Annotated in this window: 17 protein-coding genes; 11 read left to right on the forward strand and 6 right to left on the reverse strand. The window is 65.9% G+C overall.

All coding sequences use genetic code 11. The annotated features are described in order from the left end of the window. Positions 1–12: 12 nt before the first annotated feature. Positions 13–279, forward strand: coding sequence for a hypothetical protein (locus tag ABD791_RS11030; RefSeq protein WP_345066252.1), 267 nt, complete (start codon positions 13–15; stop codon positions 277–279). Positions 280–492: 213 nt separating this feature from the next. On the opposite strand, the gene ABD791_RS11035 is transcribed toward ABD791_RS11030, so the two are convergent. Continuing rightward, complete coding sequence (locus ABD791_RS11035) at positions 493–2055, reverse strand: HNH endonuclease signature motif containing protein (RefSeq protein WP_345066255.1); 1563 nt, start codon at positions 2053–2055, stop codon at positions 493–495. Between the two features lie 205 nt (positions 2056–2260). After that, entirely contained in the window at positions 2261–2611 is a 351-nt protein-coding gene (locus ABD791_RS11040) for a GNAT family N-acetyltransferase (RefSeq protein WP_345066258.1), read from the reverse strand. Positions 2612–2828: 217 nt separating this feature from the next. On the opposite strand from ABD791_RS11040, the gene ABD791_RS11045 reads away from it, so the two are divergent. The 10 genes from ABD791_RS11045 (at position 2829) to ABD791_RS11090 (ending at position 14366) form a co-directional block, all read left to right on the forward strand. Beyond that, positions 2829–5588 carry an HtaA domain-containing protein gene (locus ABD791_RS11045; protein WP_345066261.1) on the forward strand — a complete coding sequence of 920 codons (2760 nt, stop codon included), beginning with the start codon at positions 2829–2831 and terminating at the stop codon, positions 5586–5588. A gap of 149 nt (positions 5589–5737) precedes the next feature. Beyond that, positions 5738–6844 carry a heme/hemin ABC transporter substrate-binding protein gene (locus tag ABD791_RS11050; protein ID WP_345066264.1) on the forward strand — a complete coding sequence of 369 codons (1107 nt, stop codon included), beginning with the start codon at positions 5738–5740 and terminating at the stop codon, positions 6842–6844. Positions 6845–7053: 209 nt separating this feature from the next. Next, positions 7054–8055 carry a FecCD family ABC transporter permease gene (locus ABD791_RS11055; RefSeq protein ID WP_345066345.1) on the forward strand — a complete coding sequence of 334 codons (1002 nt, stop codon included), beginning with the start codon at positions 7054–7056 and terminating at the stop codon, positions 8053–8055. Next, positions 8052–8930 carry a heme ABC transporter ATP-binding protein gene (locus tag ABD791_RS11060; RefSeq protein WP_345066267.1) on the forward strand — a complete coding sequence of 293 codons (879 nt, stop codon included), beginning with the start codon at positions 8052–8054 and terminating at the stop codon, positions 8928–8930. Before ABD791_RS11055 ends, ABD791_RS11060 begins: the two co-directional genes overlap by 4 nt. A 32-nt stretch (positions 8931–8962) precedes the next feature. Continuing rightward, positions 8963–9316, forward strand: coding sequence for an iron chaperone (locus tag ABD791_RS11065; protein ID WP_345066269.1), 354 nt, complete (start codon positions 8963–8965; stop codon positions 9314–9316). 136 nt (positions 9317–9452) lie between these two features. After that, positions 9453–10349 (forward strand): DNA-methyltransferase, encoded by an 897-nt coding sequence (locus ABD791_RS11070; protein ID WP_345066271.1) that lies wholly within the window; start codon positions 9453–9455, stop codon positions 10347–10349. A 128-nt stretch (positions 10350–10477) separates the two neighbouring features. Further along, positions 10478–11455, forward strand: a complete 978-nt coding sequence (locus ABD791_RS11075) for a sugar ABC transporter substrate-binding protein (protein ID WP_345066274.1) — start codon at positions 10478–10480, stop codon at positions 11453–11455. After that, positions 11452–12489: an ABC transporter permease gene (locus ABD791_RS11080; RefSeq protein WP_345066277.1), complete on the forward strand. Its 1038-nt coding sequence runs from the start codon at positions 11452–11454 to the stop codon at positions 12487–12489. The genes ABD791_RS11075 and ABD791_RS11080 overlap by 4 nt, the downstream gene beginning before the upstream one ends. Next, entirely contained in the window at positions 12489–13325 is an 837-nt protein-coding gene (locus ABD791_RS11085; protein WP_345066279.1) for an ATP-binding cassette domain-containing protein, read from the forward strand. The genes ABD791_RS11080 and ABD791_RS11085 overlap by 1 nt, the downstream gene beginning before the upstream one ends. A 120-nt stretch (positions 13326–13445) precedes the next feature. Beyond that, positions 13446–14366 (forward strand): LLM class F420-dependent oxidoreductase, encoded by a 921-nt coding sequence (locus ABD791_RS11090; protein ID WP_345066282.1) that lies wholly within the window; start codon positions 13446–13448, stop codon positions 14364–14366. Positions 14367–14508: 142 nt separating this feature from the next. On the opposite strand, the gene ABD791_RS11095 is transcribed toward ABD791_RS11090, so the two are convergent. The 4 genes from ABD791_RS11095 to ABD791_RS11110 form a co-directional block, all read right to left on the reverse strand. After that, positions 14509–15483: a LacI family DNA-binding transcriptional regulator gene (locus tag ABD791_RS11095; RefSeq protein WP_345066348.1), complete on the reverse strand. Its 975-nt coding sequence runs from the start codon at positions 15481–15483 to the stop codon at positions 14509–14511. An 85-nt stretch (positions 15484–15568) separates the two neighbouring features. Then, entirely contained in the window at positions 15569–17002 is a 1434-nt protein-coding gene (locus ABD791_RS11100; protein ID WP_345066285.1) for a GH1 family beta-glucosidase, read from the reverse strand. Next, entirely contained in the window at positions 17002–17868 is an 867-nt protein-coding gene (locus ABD791_RS11105) for a carbohydrate ABC transporter permease (RefSeq protein WP_345066288.1), read from the reverse strand. Before ABD791_RS11105 ends, ABD791_RS11100 begins: the two co-directional genes overlap by 1 nt. Next, positions 17865–19025 (reverse strand): carbohydrate ABC transporter permease, encoded by a 1161-nt coding sequence (locus ABD791_RS11110; protein WP_345066291.1) that lies wholly within the window; start codon positions 19023–19025, stop codon positions 17865–17867. Before ABD791_RS11110 ends, ABD791_RS11105 begins: the two co-directional genes overlap by 4 nt. Between the last annotated feature and the right edge of the window lie 91 nt (positions 19026–19116).

The raw sequence follows: 19116 nt of genomic DNA on the forward strand, positions 1-19116 counted from the left end.
TACTCTTGAGGCATGAACTGGTGGTTTCTGATCGGAGTGGCCGGGGTGATCCTGCTCGGATACCTCGCGAACCGTCTCGGCTGGATCGACCTCTCAAACAAAAACACACGTGCGGGCGGCGGTGGCAGTCTCCTCACCATCGGTGATGAGGTCTTCGCCCCGAGCCGTCACGAAGCAGCCATCGAAATCGACAGGCAGAGCAGTCTTCCTGCACCTGCGCCGGTCGCCGGCGACCGCGATCTTGGCATCTACGATGGACGCATCCGCATCGATCTCTAGCCTCGCGCTGGACCGTTGGCCGAGCCGCTCTGCTCGCTGGACCGTTGGTCGAGCCGCTCTGCTCGCTGGTGCGTGCGTCTGAGGTCGGCCGGGTGGGGTCTCCTCAGGATGTGCAGATCGCCCTTAAGTCGTAAATAGCTCTGATCTGCATATCCGCATTCCACCCGGGCGCAAAGAGTCCCCACAGCTCGACAGGCTCAACCAACGGAAGGTTCAGCCGGTGAGTTTCGTCGGTTGCTCCATCGGGGGTTGCATCGGCGGGAACCGTTCGAGCATGAGCGGGCTCTTGCTCGGCATCGGGATCGGCATCTGGTCGGCATCGACCGCGAGGGGTGGGAGGAGCCAGTAGTCGGCGCCGGTGCGGAACACATGCCAGTGGTTGTCGTGGAGTAGCAGGTGGTGGGCTTTGCAGAGCAGGATGCCGTCGGTTACGTCGGTGTTGCCGTGGTCGGCTTTCCAATGTTCGATGTGGTGTGCTTCACACCAGGACGCGGGTCGGTCGCAGCCGGGCCAGCGGCAGCCGCCGTCGCGGGCGGCGAGGCCGGTGCGTTGTCGTTGGGTGAAGAGGCGTTGGTCGCGTCCGACGTTGATGCATTGGCCGTCGTCGTCGAACTCGATGCCGGTATATCCGGAACAGAGGAGTCGTTTCACGGTGTCCATCGAGACTGGGTCGGGGTGTCCCTCGATCTGCCCGTGTCCGGGCGGCGCCTGACTGACCGGAGCCAGGCCGGCAATTGACGCTCCGGCTGGGTTCTGACCGGCGAGTGCCTGACCGGCCGGGTTCTGGAGGGCCGGGTTCGGGACGGTGTGCGCAAGGTCGTGTTCGGTGACGAGGATCCGCACGGCCGGGCGGCGGCCGAAGAACACCGTGTTCGGGTCCGCCTCCGCCCCCAGCTGCAACAGGGCGAGGATCGCGTCGGCGGCGATCTGCTCGGTCGTGCGTTCGTCATCGCGCAACGCGACGGCGCGGGCCTGCGTCGCCGCATCCACGAACCGGGGGCCGCCCCGCCGCGGCGAGGTGGCGCCGTCGACGATCAATTCGACGAGGCGGCCGTCCTCCGGCGGCAGCAACGCAGACACCCGGTACATCCCGTCGTCCTGACGCCAGATCCGGAAGCTGCGGGCGTCGCGTTGGGTTTTCTCCCGCCGGGCGATGCCGTCCGCGTCGAGCTCGTCGCGCAGCCGGCGGGCCCGGCGGAGCAGCTGGTCCGCATTCAAGGTGGCGGCCTCTTCGAGCAGGAACTGTGCGGCGGCGGCGAGCTTCTCGGCGGGCACGCCCGGATCGATGTCGCCGAGACCCTTGCGGATCGCCTCCGCCGCATCGATCGACAGGGTGCCGGCGCGGACCGCCCCGGCGACGACGGCGAGCCAGGGGGCGGCGAGCTCCGGCAGCTCGGTAAGCGGCGCATCGGGGTCGGCTTGGCGACGTTCTGCGGCGCCCTCGGCAGCCTCGGTGTCGACCATCAGCGTGCCGACCGCGACGAGTTTCACCGCCTCCGCCCGGGTGCCCCCGGTATCCGACTGAATCAACGCTTCCGGGGTGAGGAAGCCGTGGCGTTGGGCGAGACCGGAGAAACCGAACTCGCGAGAGGAACGCCGGGCGATCTCCCCGGCCACCCACGCCGCATGCGTGTCGTAGTTCCGGCGGATCCGTGCGAGCTGCTTCTGAGACTCCAGCAGATCCGCTTCGCCGAGGGCCGCATAGCCGGCCGCTCCGTCACCGATCTCGGCGGACGCGACGGCGGCCTGCCGGAGCTGATCGGTGAGATTCTGCATACTTCAAGACTAGAAAAAAGGGAAGACGCACACCCGAGATTGCACGCATCCGTGAGTAACTTCTCGACCACTCGCCTGTGGAGTACAGCGGTGGCGGCCATCTAACGTCGGTGAACGCCGATGTCGAGACCGGTGTGTGCGGTCTCGGCAAGCTCGACCAACGGGATGGCGAGATGGATGAGAGTCCCCGAGGGGGCGACTCCACCTAGCGCCCGCGCGTCAACAGGTCTTGGTATTCGGCGTGCTCATTAATCCACCGGCGCACATACGGGCACTGGGCCACGACCCGCAGACACGTGCGTTCGCGCACATCGTCGAGTGCGAACTCGACAAGGATGCTTGCCAAGCCTTCATGGCGATAGACCGGGTTGACCTCGGTGTGGGTGAATCGCACCTCAGCGCCGTTGATCTCGTAATCGGTGAGGCCGACCATCTCGCCGTCACGCCAAATTGTGTAGCGAGCAAGCGCGGGCTCATGTCGCACCTCGATCGCTGCAGCAGAGTCGCCATTTTCTGCGGAACTCTGCACAGTGGAGTCGTTCGCCGCGGGATTCATCGTCTTAGGATACGGCTGCGAGCCGGGTGAGGGAACGATAATCGGGCGGACTCAAAGCGACCCCCCAGTTCGGGGGGAAGGGCGGAGCGATGCCTCCGGGTAGGCGCTCCGCGTGTGTTAGGTTAGGCATGCCTTATTAAGTCGAGCCTAACTTTTTCCTGTGTGTTTCCTCCCGGAAATGGTACGGCCACTCATCATTTTCGAAGGAGCCTTTGTGTTGTCTACGAGCCAACAACCACCTCGCGTCCGGCGCGGTCTCGCCGGCCTCATTGCCGTGGCGCTCGCTACTGCGAGCCTCAGCGTTCTGGGTGCAGTTCCCGCATTCGCTGCAAGCGGGCCGGCGATCAGCGTCACCCAGGCTCCCGCAGAGGGCGGAAACGTTACAATCACGGGAACCGGCTTCAAGCCGGCCGTCGCTGGTGACTGGGCCCCAGGGGTCTATGTGGGAGTCGGCACCTCCGGTGCAGCGGACTTCTACAGCGCAGTGCTCGTCGATGAAAAATCGTACTGGGTCTCGACATCGGTCGAGAACACGGATGCCCGGGTGAAGATGGCAGCCGACGGAAGCTTCTCACTGACGCTTCGGGTTCCGGCGAAGGCGGAGGGTGTTTCGTACGCCGTCTACACCGCGAAGGCGCATGGACAGGCCGCACTCGACCCGACGCAGAGCACCATCACACCGATCGACTATGTGCCAGCCCCTGTGGCGTCGGTCATTGTGAGCCCGACAACCGGACTTGACCCGGCCAGCGCAACGGCGACGCTTTCCGGAACCGGCTTCACGCCGACTCTCCCCATCTACGCGGGCGTCGCTCCGAAGTCGGTGCTGGATGATCCGACCTGGTTCAACACCTTTAGCTACTTCGCCTCCGCGGCACGAGTCACGGTCGGAGCGGATGGGACGTTCTCGAAGGCATTGACCCCTTTCGCGGCCGCATTCCTGTCGAATGGCGTTGCCGTTGACTGCACGGTCGTTGAGTGTGGCGTCTTCACATTCTCGGCTGTTCATGGGGCGCCTCCCGCCGACCGCAGCCAGGACACCTACACGAAGATCGCATTCGCCGCTGTAGTCCCGACGCCGACCCCGACCCCGACCCCGACGACTCCGCCGACCACACCCAAGCCGACCCCGACGCCGACCACCCCGACGACGCCTGCCGTCGCCACGGCGAAAGCAAAGCCGTCCACCGGCCTCGACCCGGCCGGCGCGACCTTGACCGCATCCGGAACCAAGTTCACCGTCGGTGGCAGCGGTATCTACGTCGGAGTCGGTCCGAAGTCCGCTCTGAAAGACGCGAACTGGTTCACGAATGCCGACTACTTCACCGCGGTGAAATGGGTCAAAACGATCCACTCGGATGGTTCGTTCTCGCAGGACTTGACCGACATTCCGGCCTCCTTCACCTCCAACGGAACCGCGATCGACTGCACGGTCATCGAGTGTGGCGTCTTCACCTTCGCCGCTCACGGCTCGGCCGACCGCAGCAACGACACGTACACGCCGATCAGCTTCAAGGCCGCAGTGACCCCGCCGACAACCCCGCCGGTCACCCCGCCGACAACCCCGCCGACGACCCCGCCGACGACCCCGACCGACCCGACCACGCCCACAGGCGCAACAGTCACCGCAGCACCCTCGGTCGGACTCGACCCGGCCGGCGCATCCGTCACAGCATCGGGCACCGGCTTCACCGTCGGCGGCAGTGGAATCTACGTCGGAGTCGCCCCGAAGTCTGCACTCGACGACGCGAGCTGGTTCACGAACGCCGACTACTTCACCGCGGTGAAGTGGGTCAAAGCGATCGACTCAGACGGAACGTTCGCGCAGGTGCTGTCCGGCGTGAAGGCATCCTTCACCTCCAACGGCACCGCGGTTGACTGCACGGTCGTCGAGTGTGGCGTGTTCACCTTTGCCGCTCACGGCTCAGCCGACCGCAGCAACGACACGTACACGCCGATCAGCTTCGCCACGACGAGCGGACCGACCCTCCCGCCGGTCACAACGCCGACCACCCCGACGACGCCGACCTACTCGCCGATGCCGCTCGTTCCCTCAGCGAATTCTGTTGCTGCCGGTGGCTCCATCACCATCACGGGCAGTGGCTTCAAGCCGCACGAACTGATCGAGATCGTGCTTCACTCCGACCCGATCCTTCTCGGAACGGTTCAGGCCGACGCGCTCGGTAGCTTCAGCTTCACCACGACCCTTCCGGCCGGCGCTCCGGTCGGCGAGCACACCATCATCGCCACCGGCGTTGAGTCGGGTGCCACCAGCCAGACGCCGGTGACCGTCGCCACCCCGCAGGAGATCTGCGTGGCCCGCGTGGTCAGTGGCGCCTCGCTCGACTGGGGCGTCAAGTCCAGCTTCCGCAACTACATCGTGGGCGGCATTGCCAAGGGCTCCGTCTCGGTGTCCGGCGTCACCGACTCGGGCCGCAGCTACGGCTGGACCGGCGGCTCCGGCTCGTTCAACCCGACCGCGGTCAAGGGACTCGTGCGCTACTCGGGCTCCGTGCACTTCGAAGGCCACGATGGAGTGCTCAACCTGACGCTGTCGAACATTGCGATCCGGGTCAGCTCGTCGAACTCCGCCGTGTTGATCGCGGATGTCGATTCCAGCGACATGGACGGCAAGACCAGCTCCGCCAGCAGCGTCGAGTTCGCCACCCTGTCGCTCGACGGCGCCTCCGTCTCGGGCAACGCGCTGAACGTCACGGATGCCGCAGCATCGTTGACGGCTGCCGGAGCCGGTGCATTCGCTGGCTTCTACGAGGCCGGCACCGCGCTCGACCCGGTGAGTTTCAACTTCTCGCTCGGCGCCGAGACCGACTGCGACACGTCGACCGCGTCGTCGCTCGCCGGCACCGGAGTTGCCGCGCTCCCGGCAACCCTCGCGGGAACGCTGCTTCTGCTCGTGCTCGGTGCAGGATCGCTCGTGCTTGCCCGTCGTCGCCGCCTCGCAGCAGCGACCAAATAGCACCAGCGTCTGTCACAGCATTCTGCCCGCCCGCTTTCGGGTGAGCGGGCAGAATGCCTCGCCACGCACCGACATCGCCGGTGCGTGGCAGGCGTGATTAACCGGCAGGCTTCACCCCGCTTCACCCCGTACAGAACAGGACGAACACCGTGCGCCGCAAACGAACCGCTCCCACACTTTCGGTCGGGATGCTCGTGCTCAGTTCGATCCTGGTGCTCACCGGTTGCGCCGCATCACCTACATCTGTCTCCCCGGCTGAGGGGAAGACGCCGGCCTCGACATCGACCCCGACCGGCCAGTCGCTGCAGGATCCGCGGGAGATCCACGGCGCGTCAACCGCCGCCAACGTCGACGAGGTCATCCCGATCACGACGAAGGCGAAACCCCAACTCCCCGTCACCGTGACCGACGAGAGCGGGGCATCCGTCACGATCACCGACGTCAGCCGCATCATCGCGCTCGACGTCTACGGCACCCTGGCTGAAACCGTGGTCGGCCTCGGCCTCGGCGATGCGTTGATCGGGCGTGGCGCGTCGAACACCCTCTCCTCGATGGCAGACCTCCCGATCGTCACCCAGAGCGGCCACGATCTGAACGGCGAGGCGATCCTGTCGCTCGCGCCGACCCTGGTTTTGACCGACACGACGGTCGGGCCCGCCGAGGTCCAGCAGCAGCTGATCGCCTCAGGGGTTCCGGTGCTGTTCTTCAGCCCCGACCGCTCCATCGACCTCATCTCGGGTCAGGTCACGACCGTTGCTGCGGCGCTGGGCCTCGACGCAGAGGGGGCGAAGCTGGCCACCCGCATCGAGAAGGAGGTTGACGACGCGATGACGGCCATTGCGGCCATGGCGCCGGCGGACCCGGCCGACCGACTGCGGATCGCCTTTCTCTACGTGCGCGGCACCGCGGGAGTGTTCTTCGTTTTCGGCAAGGGAATGGGCGCCGACGGCCTGATCGCCGGGATCGGCGGCATCGACGTCGCCACCGAGGCCGGCATTACCGGAGCGAAACCGGCCAACAGTGAGTCGCTGCTCGTGACGAACCCCGACGTCTTCTTGCTCATGAGCGACGGCCTGGAATCGACGGGTGGCGTCGACGGCCTCCTCGCCAGGCCGGGTGTCGCCGAGACCACGGCCGGGCAGAATCGCCGCATCGTCGACATGAGCGACGGCCAGATTCTCTCGTTCGGTCCGAGCATCGCCGCCGTGCTGACCTCACTGGCCACCGCGATCTACGCGCCGACCGAGCTGCACTAGGCATGGCCGCGACAGTGACAGGTTCAACGGATGTCGTTTCGAACGCAGCGCCGCTGCCCGCGTCGGCCGCCGCGGCGGATGCCTCGACCCGCCTGACGTCGGCCGGGGCGGTGCCAGGGCTCCAGGGCTCGGCGCCGCAGAGCAGTCAGCAAAGTGGGCCAGGCAGACGGCAGGTCGCGCGTCGGCCCCTGGCCCTCGTGCTCATCATCATGGCCGTTCTGCTGCTGGTCGTCGTCTCGATCTCGGCCGGTGTCGGCCAATTCGGCATCACTCCCGCTGGCATTGTCGAGTCGCTGATACGCAAGCTCGGTCTGACCGCTCTCACCGACCCCAGCCAGCAGTATGTCGATGGCGCCTTGTGGAACATCCGTTTTCCGCGCCTCATTCTCGGCATTCTCGTGGGGGCCGCGCTCGGCACGGCCGGGGCCCTGATGCAGGGGGTCTTCGGCAACCCGCTCGCGGAGCCCGGCGTCATCGGCGTCTCCGCCGGGTGCGCGGTGGGCGCCTGCGCGGTCATTGTCTTTCAGCTCGACTTTGCCGGCAGCGCGAGCATTCCCATCGCCGCATTTGCGATGGGGCTTCTCACCACGTTCGTGGTCTATCTGGCGTCGCGCTCCGGCGGCAAGGCGCAGGTGCTCACGCTTGTGCTCACCGGCATCGCCATCAACGCCGTGGCGAACGCCGCCATCGCCTTCTTCGTGTTTCTGGCCGACACCTCCAGCCGCGAGCAGATCATGTTCTGGCAGCTGGGTTCTCTGAACGGTGCCACCTGGAGTGCCGTCGCCACGACAGCGCCGTTTCTCGTGATCGGCCTGGTCGGAGCGGTCTTCATGGCGCGCAAGCTCGACCTGCTCGCCTTGGGCGAGAGGTCTGCCCGACACCTCGGCGTGAACGTGGAACGCCTGCGGATCGGCGCGATCCTCTGCGTCGCGTTGCTCACCGCGGCCGCCGTGGCATTCGCCGGCATCATCAGCTTCGTCGGACTGATCATTCCGCATCTTTTGCGAATGATCATCGGCCCTGGCCACAAAGCCCTCATCCCCGCGAGTGCGCTGGGCGGGGCCCTGCTGATCAGCGGCGCCGACGTCATCGCGCGCACGGCCATCCCGTTCGCCGATCTACCGATCGGGATGTTCACCGCACTCGTCGGCGGCCCGGTCTTCTTCGTTCTGTTGCGCCGCACGATCTCACCGCGAAAGTCGGGCCGATGAGGCGCGCTCGCGGCGCGACCGCGCCTGCCATGGTGGCTGCGCCTGCCGCTCCCGCCGCTCCCGCGTCGGTGGGCGCTCCCGCCGCGGTTGCTGTGGCCGCCAGCGGCTTGGTCTTCGCTCCCGGCGGAGCACGCATTCTCGATGAGGTCTCTTTCGAGGTCGGTCGCGGGGAGATCGTCGCGTTGATCGGCCCGAATGGGGCCGGAAAATCCACTGCGCTCGCGGCACTGGCCGGCGACATCCGGCTCTCCCACGGCTCCGTCACCATCGACGACCGCGACCTGCGCTCGCTCCCCATCGCCGAGCTCGGCCGGTTGAGAAGCGTGCTGCTCCAGCAGAGCGCGGTGGCCTTCTCGTACACCGTGCGCGAAATCGTCATGATGGGCCGGTTGCCCTGGAACGCCGTCGCGATCGATGACGACGAGCCGACCGATGAGGAGATCGTCGCCCAGGCCATGCGCAGAACGGACATCGAGCACCTTGCCGACCGCGACGTCACCACGCTCTCCGGCGGGGAGCAGGCGCGTGCGGCCCTGGCCAGGGTGCTCGCGCAGCGCTGCGGCATTGTCATGCTCGACGAGCCGACCGCTGCCCTCGATATCGGTCACCAGGAGCAAGTCCTGCAGCTCGCACGAGAACTGGCCGACGGTGGTGTGGCCGTTTTGGTCGTGCTGCACGACTTGGGCCTGGCCGCGGCCTACGCCGACCGCGTTGTCGTGATGGACCACGGTCGTGTCGTCGCCGACGGCGTACCGCACGAGGTGATGACGGGGGAGCTGCTCAGCCGGGTCTACCGGTATCCGATCGAGGTCATCCGTCATGCCGAGACCGGCGAGCTGCTCGTGACGCCGGTGCGGTCGGTCTGGCGATCATAATTCGCGCGTGATGGTGGGCGTACGATCACATCATGGGTGCAGTCAGTGCGTATCTGAGCACAGTCGAGGGTGACGATCGCGCCGCACTCGAACGGGTCTACGTGATCGCTCGCGAAATAGTGCCTGAGGCCGAGGAAGGCACGAGCTACGCCATGGCCGCGCTCCTCTATCGCGGAAAGGGTCTCATCGCCGCACTGCGGACAACGAAGTTCCTGTCGCTCTACCCCTTCAGCGGCTCGGTTGTGGCAGCCAATCTCGACGTGCTGGCTGATTTCGAAACGACGAGCGGAAGTATTCACTTTTCTGCGGAGCATCAACTTCCGGACAGCGCTCTACGACGCATCATCCAATCACGGCGAACCGAGATCGACGCAAAAGCCCGTTAGGCAATCCGGCCGACAGAGATCACACGGGTCGCTCAATAGCCCGACAACCTGCACCTCGATCGAGTTCGTCACAATTGCGTCGTTCGCCGATGCCGGAATCGTCGTTTCGGCCGAGGGCTGCTGACAGAATGAGAGAATGCCAATCGCGTGGTCTCAGACCTCTCCTAGTTCTGTCTTCCACGCCGACAACCTCACGGTGCTGCCCGAGCTGCCAGACGAGTCATTCACGCTGATCTACCTCGACCCGCCATTCAACACGGGGCGGGCGCAGAAACGCCAGTCGACGACATCCGTTCGGTCAAAACTCGAGGGGTCGGCCAGCGCGGCCGGCACGATCACCGGGTTCAAGGGCCAGCGCTACGAGCGCATCAAAGGTGATCTGCTCGGCTACGACGACCAGTTCGAGGACTACTGGGGCTTTCTCGAACCGCGCCTGATTGAGGCCTGGCGTCTGCTCGCCGACGACGGCACCCTTTACCTGCACCTCGACTACCGCGAAGCGCACTATGCGAAAGTGCTTCTCGACGCCCTGTTCGGCCGCGACTGCTTTCTCAACGAGTTGATCTGGGCCTATGACTACGGCGCAAAGTCGAAGAACCGCTGGCCCACCAAGCACGACACGATTCTCGTTTACGTGAAGAATCCGGCGAGCTACTACTTCGACTCCAGCACCGTCGACCGCGAGCCCTACATGGCACCGGGCCTCGTCACCCCCGAGAAGGTTGCGCTCGGCAAGCTGCCGACGGATGTCTGGTGGCACACGATCGTGTCGCCGACGGGCAAGGAGAAGACCGGGTATCCCACCCAGAAGCCGGCCGGCATCCTGCGACGCATGATTCAGGCGTCGAGCCGCGAGGGCGACTGGGTGCTCGACTTCTTTGCCGGCAGCGGAACGACCGGCGCCGTGGCGGCGGCGCTCGGACGCAAGTTTGTGCTCGTCGACCAGAACCCGGAGTCGCTCGCCGTGATGCGCGCTCGGTTTGCCGCGGTGCCCGACGTCGAATTCATCGACCTGCCCGTCAACGCAGACTGACCTAATTTCATTCCCGGCGGAATGTAACCGCCACCGCCGGAGTTCACCAGGAGGGCGGCGCACCCGCAGAATAGCTAGGCTGGTGCGTTTTTGGCGCCACCCACAGTCATCCACAAGAGGAATCACAGATGAAGCACACCACACGCTGGCTCGCGGCACTCGCCGTCGTTCCGTTCGCCCTCGCCGTCGCGGGTTGCACGGCCCCGAACAGCAATGTCGAAACGTCGAAGACGACGTCGGCAGACGACAAGATCACCATCGCCCTGGTGACTCACGGCAGCGCCGGTGATGCGTTCTGGGACGTCGTCAAGAGCGGCGCCGAGCAGGCTGGCAAAGATCTCGGCGTTACCATCACCTATCAGAGCGACGGCGACCCGGTGAAGCAGAGCCAGCTCATCGACGCGGCCATCGCCACCAAGCCGGACGGCTTGATCGTGTCGATGGCCAACCCGGCCGGCGTCAAGGGTGCGGTTGAAAACGCTGTCGCCGCGGGAATCCCCGTCATCACGATCAACTCGGGGCTCGAAGAGTCGAAGGCGTTCGGCGCAGAGACCCACATCGGGCAGAGTGAGCTGATCGCCGGTGAGCGATCCGGCGAGCAGCTGGCCAAGGCCGGTGTCAGCAACGTGATCTGCGTCATCCACGAGGCAGGTAATGCCGGCCTCGAAGACCGCTGCGCCGGCGCGAAAAGCACGCTCGGCGGCACCGTCAGCAACGTTCAGGTCGATATCTCCAACCTGGCGGATGCCCAGAACACCATCAAGAGCAAGCTGCTGGCCGACCCGTCCATCGACGGCATTCTGACGCTCAACAGCGGCGTTGCGGTGGCGGCAAGCCAGGCGATGACCGAGGCGAACAGCACAGTGAAGCTCGCGACCTTCGACGTGTCGGCCGACGTCACGAAGCTCATCCAAGACGGCAAGATTCTCTTCGCGGTCGACCAGCAGCCCTACTCGCAGGGCTATCTGCCGGTCGTTCTGCTCACCCTGCAGAAGCGCAACGGCGACGTGGTCGGCGGCGGACAGCCCGTCTACTCCGGCCCCGGTTTTGTGACCAAGGACAACGCCGCCGAGGTCGAGAAGTTCGCGAGGAACGGCACCCGATGACCCTCGCTGCACGCGCGGTGACCGATGAACGGGTCACGAAAGCGGGCCCCGCCCTCACGCTGCTGCGCCGACCTGAGGTCGGCGCAGCAGTCGCCGCGCTTGCAGTGTTTGTCTTCTTCTCGGTCTCGACCCAAGCGTTTCTGACCCCGGCGGGCGTGTCGACCTGGCTCTACTCGGCTTCACTGTTCGGCATCATGGCGGTCGCCGTGGCCCTGCTGATGATCGGCGGTGAGTTCGACCTCTCCGCCGGCGCCATGACGGGCACCACCGGCCTGATCGTTGGTGTGATCACCACCGAGTGGGGTGTGAACATCTGGCTGGCGATGCTCATCGCACTGGCCGCTGCGCTCTCGATCGGGGCGGCGAACGCCTACGTCGTGATGAAGACCGGCGTGCCGAGTTTCATCGTGACGCTCGCGACCTTCTTCATTTTGCAGGGCGTCAACCTCGCCGTGACCAAGCTGATCACCGGCACGGTCGCGATTCAGGGCATGAGCGAGGTCTCGGGTTTCGAGCAGGTCAAGGTCTTCTTCGGCTCATCGTTCCCGTTCCTCGGCATGAACCTCAAGGTCTCAATCGTCTGGTGGGTGGCAGTGACCCTGGTCGCCACCTGGGTGCTGTTGCGCACCCGCGCCGGAAACTGGATCTTCGCCGTCGGCGGTCAGGTGACCAGTGCGCGTCAGGTCGGCCTGCCGGTGATGAAGGTCAAGCTCGGCCTGTTCATGACCACGGCGGGCGCCGGCTGGCTCGTGGGGATGCTGCAGCTCTTCGATGTTTCAACCGTGCAGGCGACGACGGGCATCGGCCAGGAATTCATCTACATCATCTGTGCTGTGGTCGGCGGGTGCCTGCTGACCGGCGGGTACGGGTCGGCCGTCGGCGCCGCGCTCGGCGCGTTGATCTACGGGATGACACTGCAGGGCATCGTCTTCGCGCAGTGGGACAACAACTGGCTGAAGGCCTTTCTCGGCGTAATGCTGCTGCTCGCCGTACTGGTCAACCGCTCGGTGCGCCGACAGGTGGGAATCCGTTGATGACGCACGCTGGCTCATCCGTCGCCCCTGCATCCACCCCGCCCATTCTTGAGGTGCGCGATCTCGGCAAGAACTACGGTTCGTTCCGCGCGCTGCACGGTATCTCGACCTCGGTCGGCGCCGGCGAGGTGCTCTGCGTGCTCGGCGACAATGGTGCGGGCAAGTCCACGTTCATCAAGATTCTCTCGGGCGCTCACCAGCATTCCGAGGGAGAGCTGCTCGCCAACGGCACCCCGCGCAACTTTGCCAGCCCCCGCGATGCGCTGAATCTTGGCATCGCCACGGTCTACCAAGACCTCGCCGTGGTGCCATTGATGCCCGTCTGGCGCAACTTCTTTCTCGGCGCGGAGCTCACCCGTGGCGTCGGGCCGTTCCGACACCTCGCGGTGCAGGCCATGCGCGAGGTCACCCGCACGCAGCTCGCCACGATGGGTATCGACCTGGCGGATGTCGACCAGCCGATCGGCACGTTGTCTGGCGGTGAGCGTCAATCGGTCGCCATCGCGCGCGCCATCTACTTCGGGGCGAAGGTCGTCATTCTCGACGAGCCCACGTCGTCGCTCGGCGTGAAGCAGGCCGGCGTCGTACTGAAGTACATCGCGGCAGCGCGCGACCGCGGGCTCGGAGTGGTTTTCATCACCCACAATCCGCACCACGCCTACCTGGTCGGCGATCGTTTTCTGTTGCTCAAGCGCGGCTCGAGTCTCGGCAACTTCGCGCGACGCGAGATCACGATCGAAGAAATGACCCGGCTGATGGCGGGTGGTTCAGAGCTCGAGGCGCTCGCCCATGAGATGGAACGCGCCGAAGACCCGGAGAACCCTCGCCGAGCTTGACACTTGCGGTCGAGTTTGTCCGGCGCACCGGGGTACCTCGACCGCAATGGTCAAACTCGGCGAGGAGAGCGAGCCGAACCCCTAGCTCAGCCGTCCCACCGAAACTGAAAGACTGAACCCATGAGATTCCGCATCTTCACCGAACCGCAGCAGGGCGGCACGTACGACGACATCCTCGCCGTTGCGCAGGCCACAGAGAAACTCGGCTTCGACGCCTTCTTCCGCTCCGACCACTACCTCTCGATGGGCGGCGACGGCTACCCGGGACCGACCGATGCCTGGACCACGCTGGCCGGCCTGGCCCGCGAAACCGAGCGCATCCGCCTGGGCACCCTGGTCTCGTCGGTGACCTACCGGCCCCCTGGCATTCTCGCCATCCAGGTCGCGCAGGTCGACCAGATGTCGGGCGGACGCGTCGAGCTCGGCCTCGGCACCGGCTGGTTCGCCGAGGAGCACGCGGCCTACGGCATCCCGTTTCCGGCCAAGCGATTCGGCATGCTCGAGGAGCAGCTCGAAATCGTGACCGGACTCTGGGAGACCCCGCTCGGTGACCGCTACAGCTTCGCCGGCGAGCACTACGAGCTCATCGACTCCCCGGCCCTGCCGAAGCCCGTGCAAGAGAGCATCCCCGTGATCGTCGGCGGTGGCGGCGCCACGCGCACCCCGGCGATGGCCGCCCGTTTTGCCACCGAGTTCAACCTGCCGTTCCCCGACTTCGCGGATGTCGCCGGCAAGTTCGCCGGCGTGCGCTCGGCCTGTGAGGCCATCGGTCGCAATCCAGCCGAGCTCGTCTACTCGGCGGCGTTCGTCGCTGTCGGGGGCTCCACCGAGGCCGACGTCGCGCGCCGCGCCGCTGCGATCGGACGCGAACCGGCCGAACTGCGGGAGCACGGCCTGGCCGGAACGGCCGCGGAGATCGTCGACCGGATCGGTGCGCTCGAGGCCGACGGCGTCGAGTGTGTCTACCTGCAGATGCTCGACCTGCAGGATCTCGACCACCTCGACTTCTTCGCCCGCGAGGTCGTGCCGCAGCTCTCCTAGCGGCCCGCGGTGCTCGCGCCGGCCATCCGTCGCCGAGTTTGACACTTGCGGTCGAGATTCCCCGGCACACCGGGGTACCTCGACCGCAACGGTCAAACTCGGCGGGGTGGTGCGAACGTCCGCGCGACGAAAAGTCCCAGCCCTACGCCGAGTCCCGCACCATCAGCTTCGTCGACAGGCGCGTCACGCGCTCCACCGGCGTTCCCTCGATCAGCTTCACGAGCACCTCGGCGATCGTCGCGCCCATCTCGACCGCCGGCTGGTGCACCGTCGTCAGCGCGGGCGTGGCCGTCGCCCCGAAATAGTCGTCGTCGAAGCCGACCACCGCGATGTCCTCCGGAATGCGCAGCCCGCGTTCGCGGATCGCCGCATACGCCCCGGCCGCCATCTGGTCGTTCGCCGCGAACAAGGCGTCGATCGGCACGCCCCGGTCCAACAGACGGCGCATCGCGACGGTGCCGGATTCGGGGGAGAAGTCACCCACCTCGATGAGAGAATCGTCGAGCCCTGCGCTCTGCAGCGAGTGGCGCCATCCGTTCAACCGGTCGACACCGGGCGGCATGTCCTGCGGCCCGGCAATCGTCGCAATGCTGCGCCGCCCCAGCCCGACCAAGTGTGCCGTCGCGGTGGCCGCCCCCGCATCGTTGTCGACGTCGACGTAGTAGCTGTCGTCCGCGCCGGTCAGTGGCCGCCCACCGAACACGATCGGCAACGCCTGGCCGAGATGCGCATACGAGTGGTCGCCGCTGTGGTGCGAGACCACGATCGCGCCATCGACGTTGCCGCCGAGCAGATAGCGCCGGGTCTTCTCCGACCGGGACTCCGAGGCGATGATCATGTTCAAGGTGAAATCAGTCTCGGCCAGGCTGAGTGCAATGCCCTGCACGACGGATGCGAAGAACGGGTCGGCGAAGACCTTGGCCGTCGATTCCGGCACCACCAGCGCCACCGCCTGACTGCGCCGGCTGACCAACGACCGCGCAGCCCGGTTCGGCACGTAGTTGAGCGTCGCGATCGCCTCGTTCACCGCCGCCCGGATGTCCGGGTTCACCTTGGGCGACGCGTTGACGACGCGGGACACGGTTGCGCGAGAGACACCGGCGAGGGCAGCGACCATTTCTAAGGTGGGAACCGACCGGTTGCGGCCAGAGCCTGTCTCCACGAGTGTCTCCGTTGCGCGGTAGGTGTCAGATACGTTTCCCTCAGAGTACGGGGGAGACGGCGGCAGAACGAACCGATCTGATCAGCGCCGCATAATCGAGACCGCTGTCTTTGATTGTGCGCTCGAAAGTCTCCTGGTCGACCCTGATGATGCCGAACCGCTTGTCATACCCCCACGACCACTCGAAGTTGTCGAGCAGCGACCAGACGAAGTATCCGCGCACGTCGGCGCCGGCCTCGATCGCCTGACCGATTGCCGCGATGTGATCCTGAATGTAGCGGCTACGTTCCGGGTCGTGTACCCGGCCGTCGTCGCTCAGCTCATCGTCGTACGCCGCCCCGTTCTCGGTCACGTAGAGCGGGGGGAGTGTGGGGTATTCCGCGGTGAGCCGCACGAGCAGGTGGCGGAGCCCGTCGGGATTGACCTCCCAGCCCATGGCCGTGCGCGGCAGTCCGCGGGTCGGGAAAGTGAGATCCTCTGCCCCGATCCAGGGCGACGAGGTCGCGCGTTCCGCTCCACCGGAATGCCCGTCGGCGCTTGACTCGACGGGGTGCCCGCTGACCGAATCGTCGTGATAATGGTTGACCCCGAGAAAGTCGATCGGCGCCGAGATGATCTCCAGATCTCCTTCTTCGATCACGTCGCTGAGCCCGAACGGTTCGAGATCTCGCAGTGTGTCGGCCGGGTAGGCGCCGAGCAGGATCGGTTCGAGAAAGATGCGGTTCTGCAGCGAATCGAAGCGGCGGGCGGCTTCGAGATCCACGGGGTCGCTGGGGTCGCGCGGAATAGCGGTGCTGAGGTTGAGGGTGATGCCGAGGTTTTCGGCGCCGAGCTCGCGGAGCGCGGCCACGGCGAGACCGTGGGCGAGATGCTGGTGGTGCACCGCGGCGAGGGCGGCGCGCGGCTCCTGGCGACCGGGTGCGTGCACTCCGGATGCGTAACCGAGCAGCGAGGAGCAGAACGGCTCGTTGAAGGTGGTCCAGTGGGTGACCCGGTCGCCGAGCGCGGCGTAGACATCCGTTGCGTAGTCGACGAAGCGATACGCGGTGTCCCGGTTGGCCCAGCCGCCCTTCTCCTCGAGCGCCTGCGGCAGATCCCAGTGGTAGAGCGTCAGCCAGGGCAGGATGCCGGCACCCTGGAGTTCGTCGACCAGGCGGGAGTAGAAGTCGAGTCCGGCCGGGTTGGTCGCGCGATCGCCGGGACGCACGCGCGCCCAGCTGGTCGAGAAACGGTAGGAGTCGAGACCGAGCTCGCTCATCAGACGCACATCGGCGGGCATCCGGTGGTAGTGGTCGACGCCCTGCTCGAGGGTGTCGCCGTTGGCGATCGCGCCGGGAACACGGGCGAAGGCATCCCAGATCGAGTCCTCTTTGCCGTCCTCGTCGCCGGCGCCCTCCACCTGGGCCGCTGCCGTCGCCGAGCCCCAGATGAAACCGCGCGGCCAACTGCCTGCTGTCACGTTGTTCGCTGTCATTAGCCCTTCACCGCTCCTTGCATGATTCCCGAGATGAGTTGTTTGCCCGCAATGACGAAGAGGATGAGGAGCGGGATCGTAGCGAGGATTGCGCCGGTCAGCACAACTGAGAAATCGACGTAACGCGCCGACTGCAGCTGCGAGAGCGCCGTCTGCAGAGTCGGATTCGAGGAATTCAACACCAGCAGCGGCCAGAGGAAGTCGGTCCAGGCCATCATAAAGGTGAACAAGCCGAGGATGGCCATAGCCGGCCGGGCCGCCGGAAGCGCGACGTGCCAGAAGGTGCCGATCATGCTCGCGCCGTCGACGCGGGCCGCCTCGATGAGCTCGTCAGGGATGACATCCACCAGGTACTGGCGCATGAAGAAAACGCCGAACGCCGTCACCAGGGTGGGCACGATGACCGCGCCGATCTCCCCGGTCCAGCCCCACTGCCGCATGAGCATGAAGAGAGGGATGATGCCGAGCTGGGTCGGGATGGCCATGGTTGCGACGACGCCGACCATCAGCACGTTGTTGCCGCGAAAGCGCAGCTTCGCGAACGAGTAGCCGGCCAAGGTCGAAAAGAACACGACCGAGACGGTGATGATGCTCGAGATGATGATGCTGTTGCCGAGGGCCAGCCAGAACGGAACGCTGTCGAGCACTTCGCCGACGTTGATCCAGAAGCGGCCGCCCGGCAGCAGCGGCGGCCAGGTTTCACCGCGTGCCGAGTTCTCGCTGGAACCCATCACGAATGACCACCAGAGCGGGTAGGCGGAGGAGAGCAGCACCGCGATGAGCAGGCCGTAGACCAGGAAGCCGGGACGACGGTCGATTCCCATCTGGGTGCGGCGCCGACGCAGCGGGGAGGGGGCCGTGGTCATGATCGGTTCTCCTGTCCGGTCGGGGGTGTGGATTCGGGGGTCGTGGGGCTGGTGCCGGGGCTGATGTTGGTGGCTGCGGCTGCGGCTGCGGCTGTGGCCGTGACCGGCGCGGCGCCGGCGTCGGACTCGGCCGTGCGCATCCGTTCGAGCGTGCGTCGGGACCGGCGCCGCGAGCTGCGCGCTTCGGCCGAGGCGATGCGGCGGGAGAGCAGAAAGTTCAGCGCGCCGATCACGACGATGATCAAGAACAGCAGCCAGGCGATCGCCGAGGCCTCACCGAAGTTCTGCCTGAAGAAGGCCATCTCCCAGAGGTAGAGCACCGTCGTCTGAAACTGGCGGGCGCTGCCGCCGGCTGTGATCGGGTCGAACAGGCGCGGCTCCGTGAAGATCTGCAGGCCGCCGATGGTCGCGGTGATGATCACGAAGATCATGGTCGGGCGGATGCTCGGCAGCGTCATGCTGAAGAACCGGCGGATCGAGCCGGCCCCGTCGAGGGCCGCCGACTCGTGGATGTCGCGCGGCACCGCCTGCATGGCCGCCAACAGAATGAGTGCGTTGTAGCCGGTCCAGCGCCAGTTGACCATGGTCGCGATGGCGATATGGCTCGGCAGGGTCTCGGTTTTCCACATCACCGGGTCGAGCCCGACCGAGCCCAGGATGTTGTTGATCAATCCGTACTGCTCGTTGAACATGTTCGTGAAGATCAGCGAGACGGCTACCGGCGTGACGATGTAGGGGAGCAGCACGCTCATGCGCCAGAACGTCTTGGCGCGCAGGTTCTGGTCGAGAACGGAGGCGATCACGGTGGCCATGACCAGCTGCGGGATGCTCGACAGCAAGAAGATGCTGAAGGTGTTGAACAGCGAGTTCCAGAAGAAGCGGTCGTGCAGCACAGCGGCGAAGTTGTCGAGGCCGACGAAGCCGCCCTGGCCCTTCAACAGATCCCAGTCGTAGAGCGAGACCACGAAGGTGTAGATGAGGGGGAACAGGCCGATCAGCCCGAACAGCACGAAGAACGGTGCGATGTAGAGGTAGGGCGAGGCCTTGACGTCGAGACGGCTCAGCCGTTGACGCCGCTCCGAGCGCACGGGCCGGGCAATCACCTCGGTACGAGGCTGCGCCTCACGGGTTTCCGGGGGGCTGAGGGTGACAGACATGGGTCTTCCTTCATTCGTCTGTGCGGCGATCGGGAGGGGCGGAACCCCGCGAGGGTGACCCACGCAGTTGCGCGGTGAGGCGACCCGCGGG

The organism is Glaciibacter kafniensis, assembly GCF_039538945.1.
GTDB classification, from domain to species: domain Bacteria; phylum Actinomycetota; class Actinomycetes; order Actinomycetales; family Microbacteriaceae; genus Cryobacterium; species Cryobacterium kafniensis.

Excerpts from the sequence above, each read along its gene's own strand:
- ABD791_RS11080 (WP_345066277.1), top strand. The coding sequence starts at position 11,452 with ATGACCCTCGCTGCACGCGCGGTGACCGATGAACGGGTCACGAAAGCG.
- ABD791_RS11095 (WP_345066348.1), bottom strand. The coding sequence starts at position 15,483 with ATGGTCGCTGCCCTCGCCGGTGTCTCTCGCGCAACCGTGTCCCGCGTC.
- ABD791_RS11090 (WP_345066282.1), top strand. The coding sequence starts at position 13,446 with ATGAGATTCCGCATCTTCACCGAACCGCAGCAGGGCGGCACGTACGAC.
- ABD791_RS11030 (WP_345066252.1), top strand. The coding sequence starts at position 13 with ATGAACTGGTGGTTTCTGATCGGAGTGGCCGGGGTGATCCTGCTCGGA.
- ABD791_RS11065 (WP_345066269.1), top strand. The coding sequence starts at position 8,963 with ATGGGTGCAGTCAGTGCGTATCTGAGCACAGTCGAGGGTGACGATCGC.
- ABD791_RS11040 (WP_345066258.1), bottom strand. The coding sequence starts at position 2,611 with ATGAATCCCGCGGCGAACGACTCCACTGTGCAGAGTTCCGCAGAAAAT.
- ABD791_RS11070 (WP_345066271.1), top strand. The coding sequence starts at position 9,453 with ATGCCAATCGCGTGGTCTCAGACCTCTCCTAGTTCTGTCTTCCACGCC.
- ABD791_RS11055 (WP_345066345.1), top strand. The coding sequence starts at position 7,054 with ATGGCCGTTCTGCTGCTGGTCGTCGTCTCGATCTCGGCCGGTGTCGGC.
- ABD791_RS11085 (WP_345066279.1), top strand. The coding sequence starts at position 12,489 with ATGACGCACGCTGGCTCATCCGTCGCCCCTGCATCCACCCCGCCCATT.
- ABD791_RS11105 (WP_345066288.1), bottom strand. The coding sequence starts at position 17,868 with ATGACCACGGCCCCCTCCCCGCTGCGTCGGCGCCGCACCCAGATGGGA.
- ABD791_RS11035 (WP_345066255.1), bottom strand. The coding sequence starts at position 2,055 with ATGCAGAATCTCACCGATCAGCTCCGGCAGGCCGCCGTCGCGTCCGCC.
- ABD791_RS11110 (WP_345066291.1), bottom strand. The coding sequence starts at position 19,025 with ATGTCTGTCACCCTCAGCCCCCCGGAAACCCGTGAGGCGCAGCCTCGT.
- ABD791_RS11060 (WP_345066267.1), top strand. The coding sequence starts at position 8,052 with ATGAGGCGCGCTCGCGGCGCGACCGCGCCTGCCATGGTGGCTGCGCCT.
- ABD791_RS11100 (WP_345066285.1), bottom strand. The coding sequence starts at position 17,002 with ATGACAGCGAACAACGTGACAGCAGGCAGTTGGCCGCGCGGTTTCATC.
- ABD791_RS11075 (WP_345066274.1), top strand. The coding sequence starts at position 10,478 with ATGAAGCACACCACACGCTGGCTCGCGGCACTCGCCGTCGTTCCGTTC.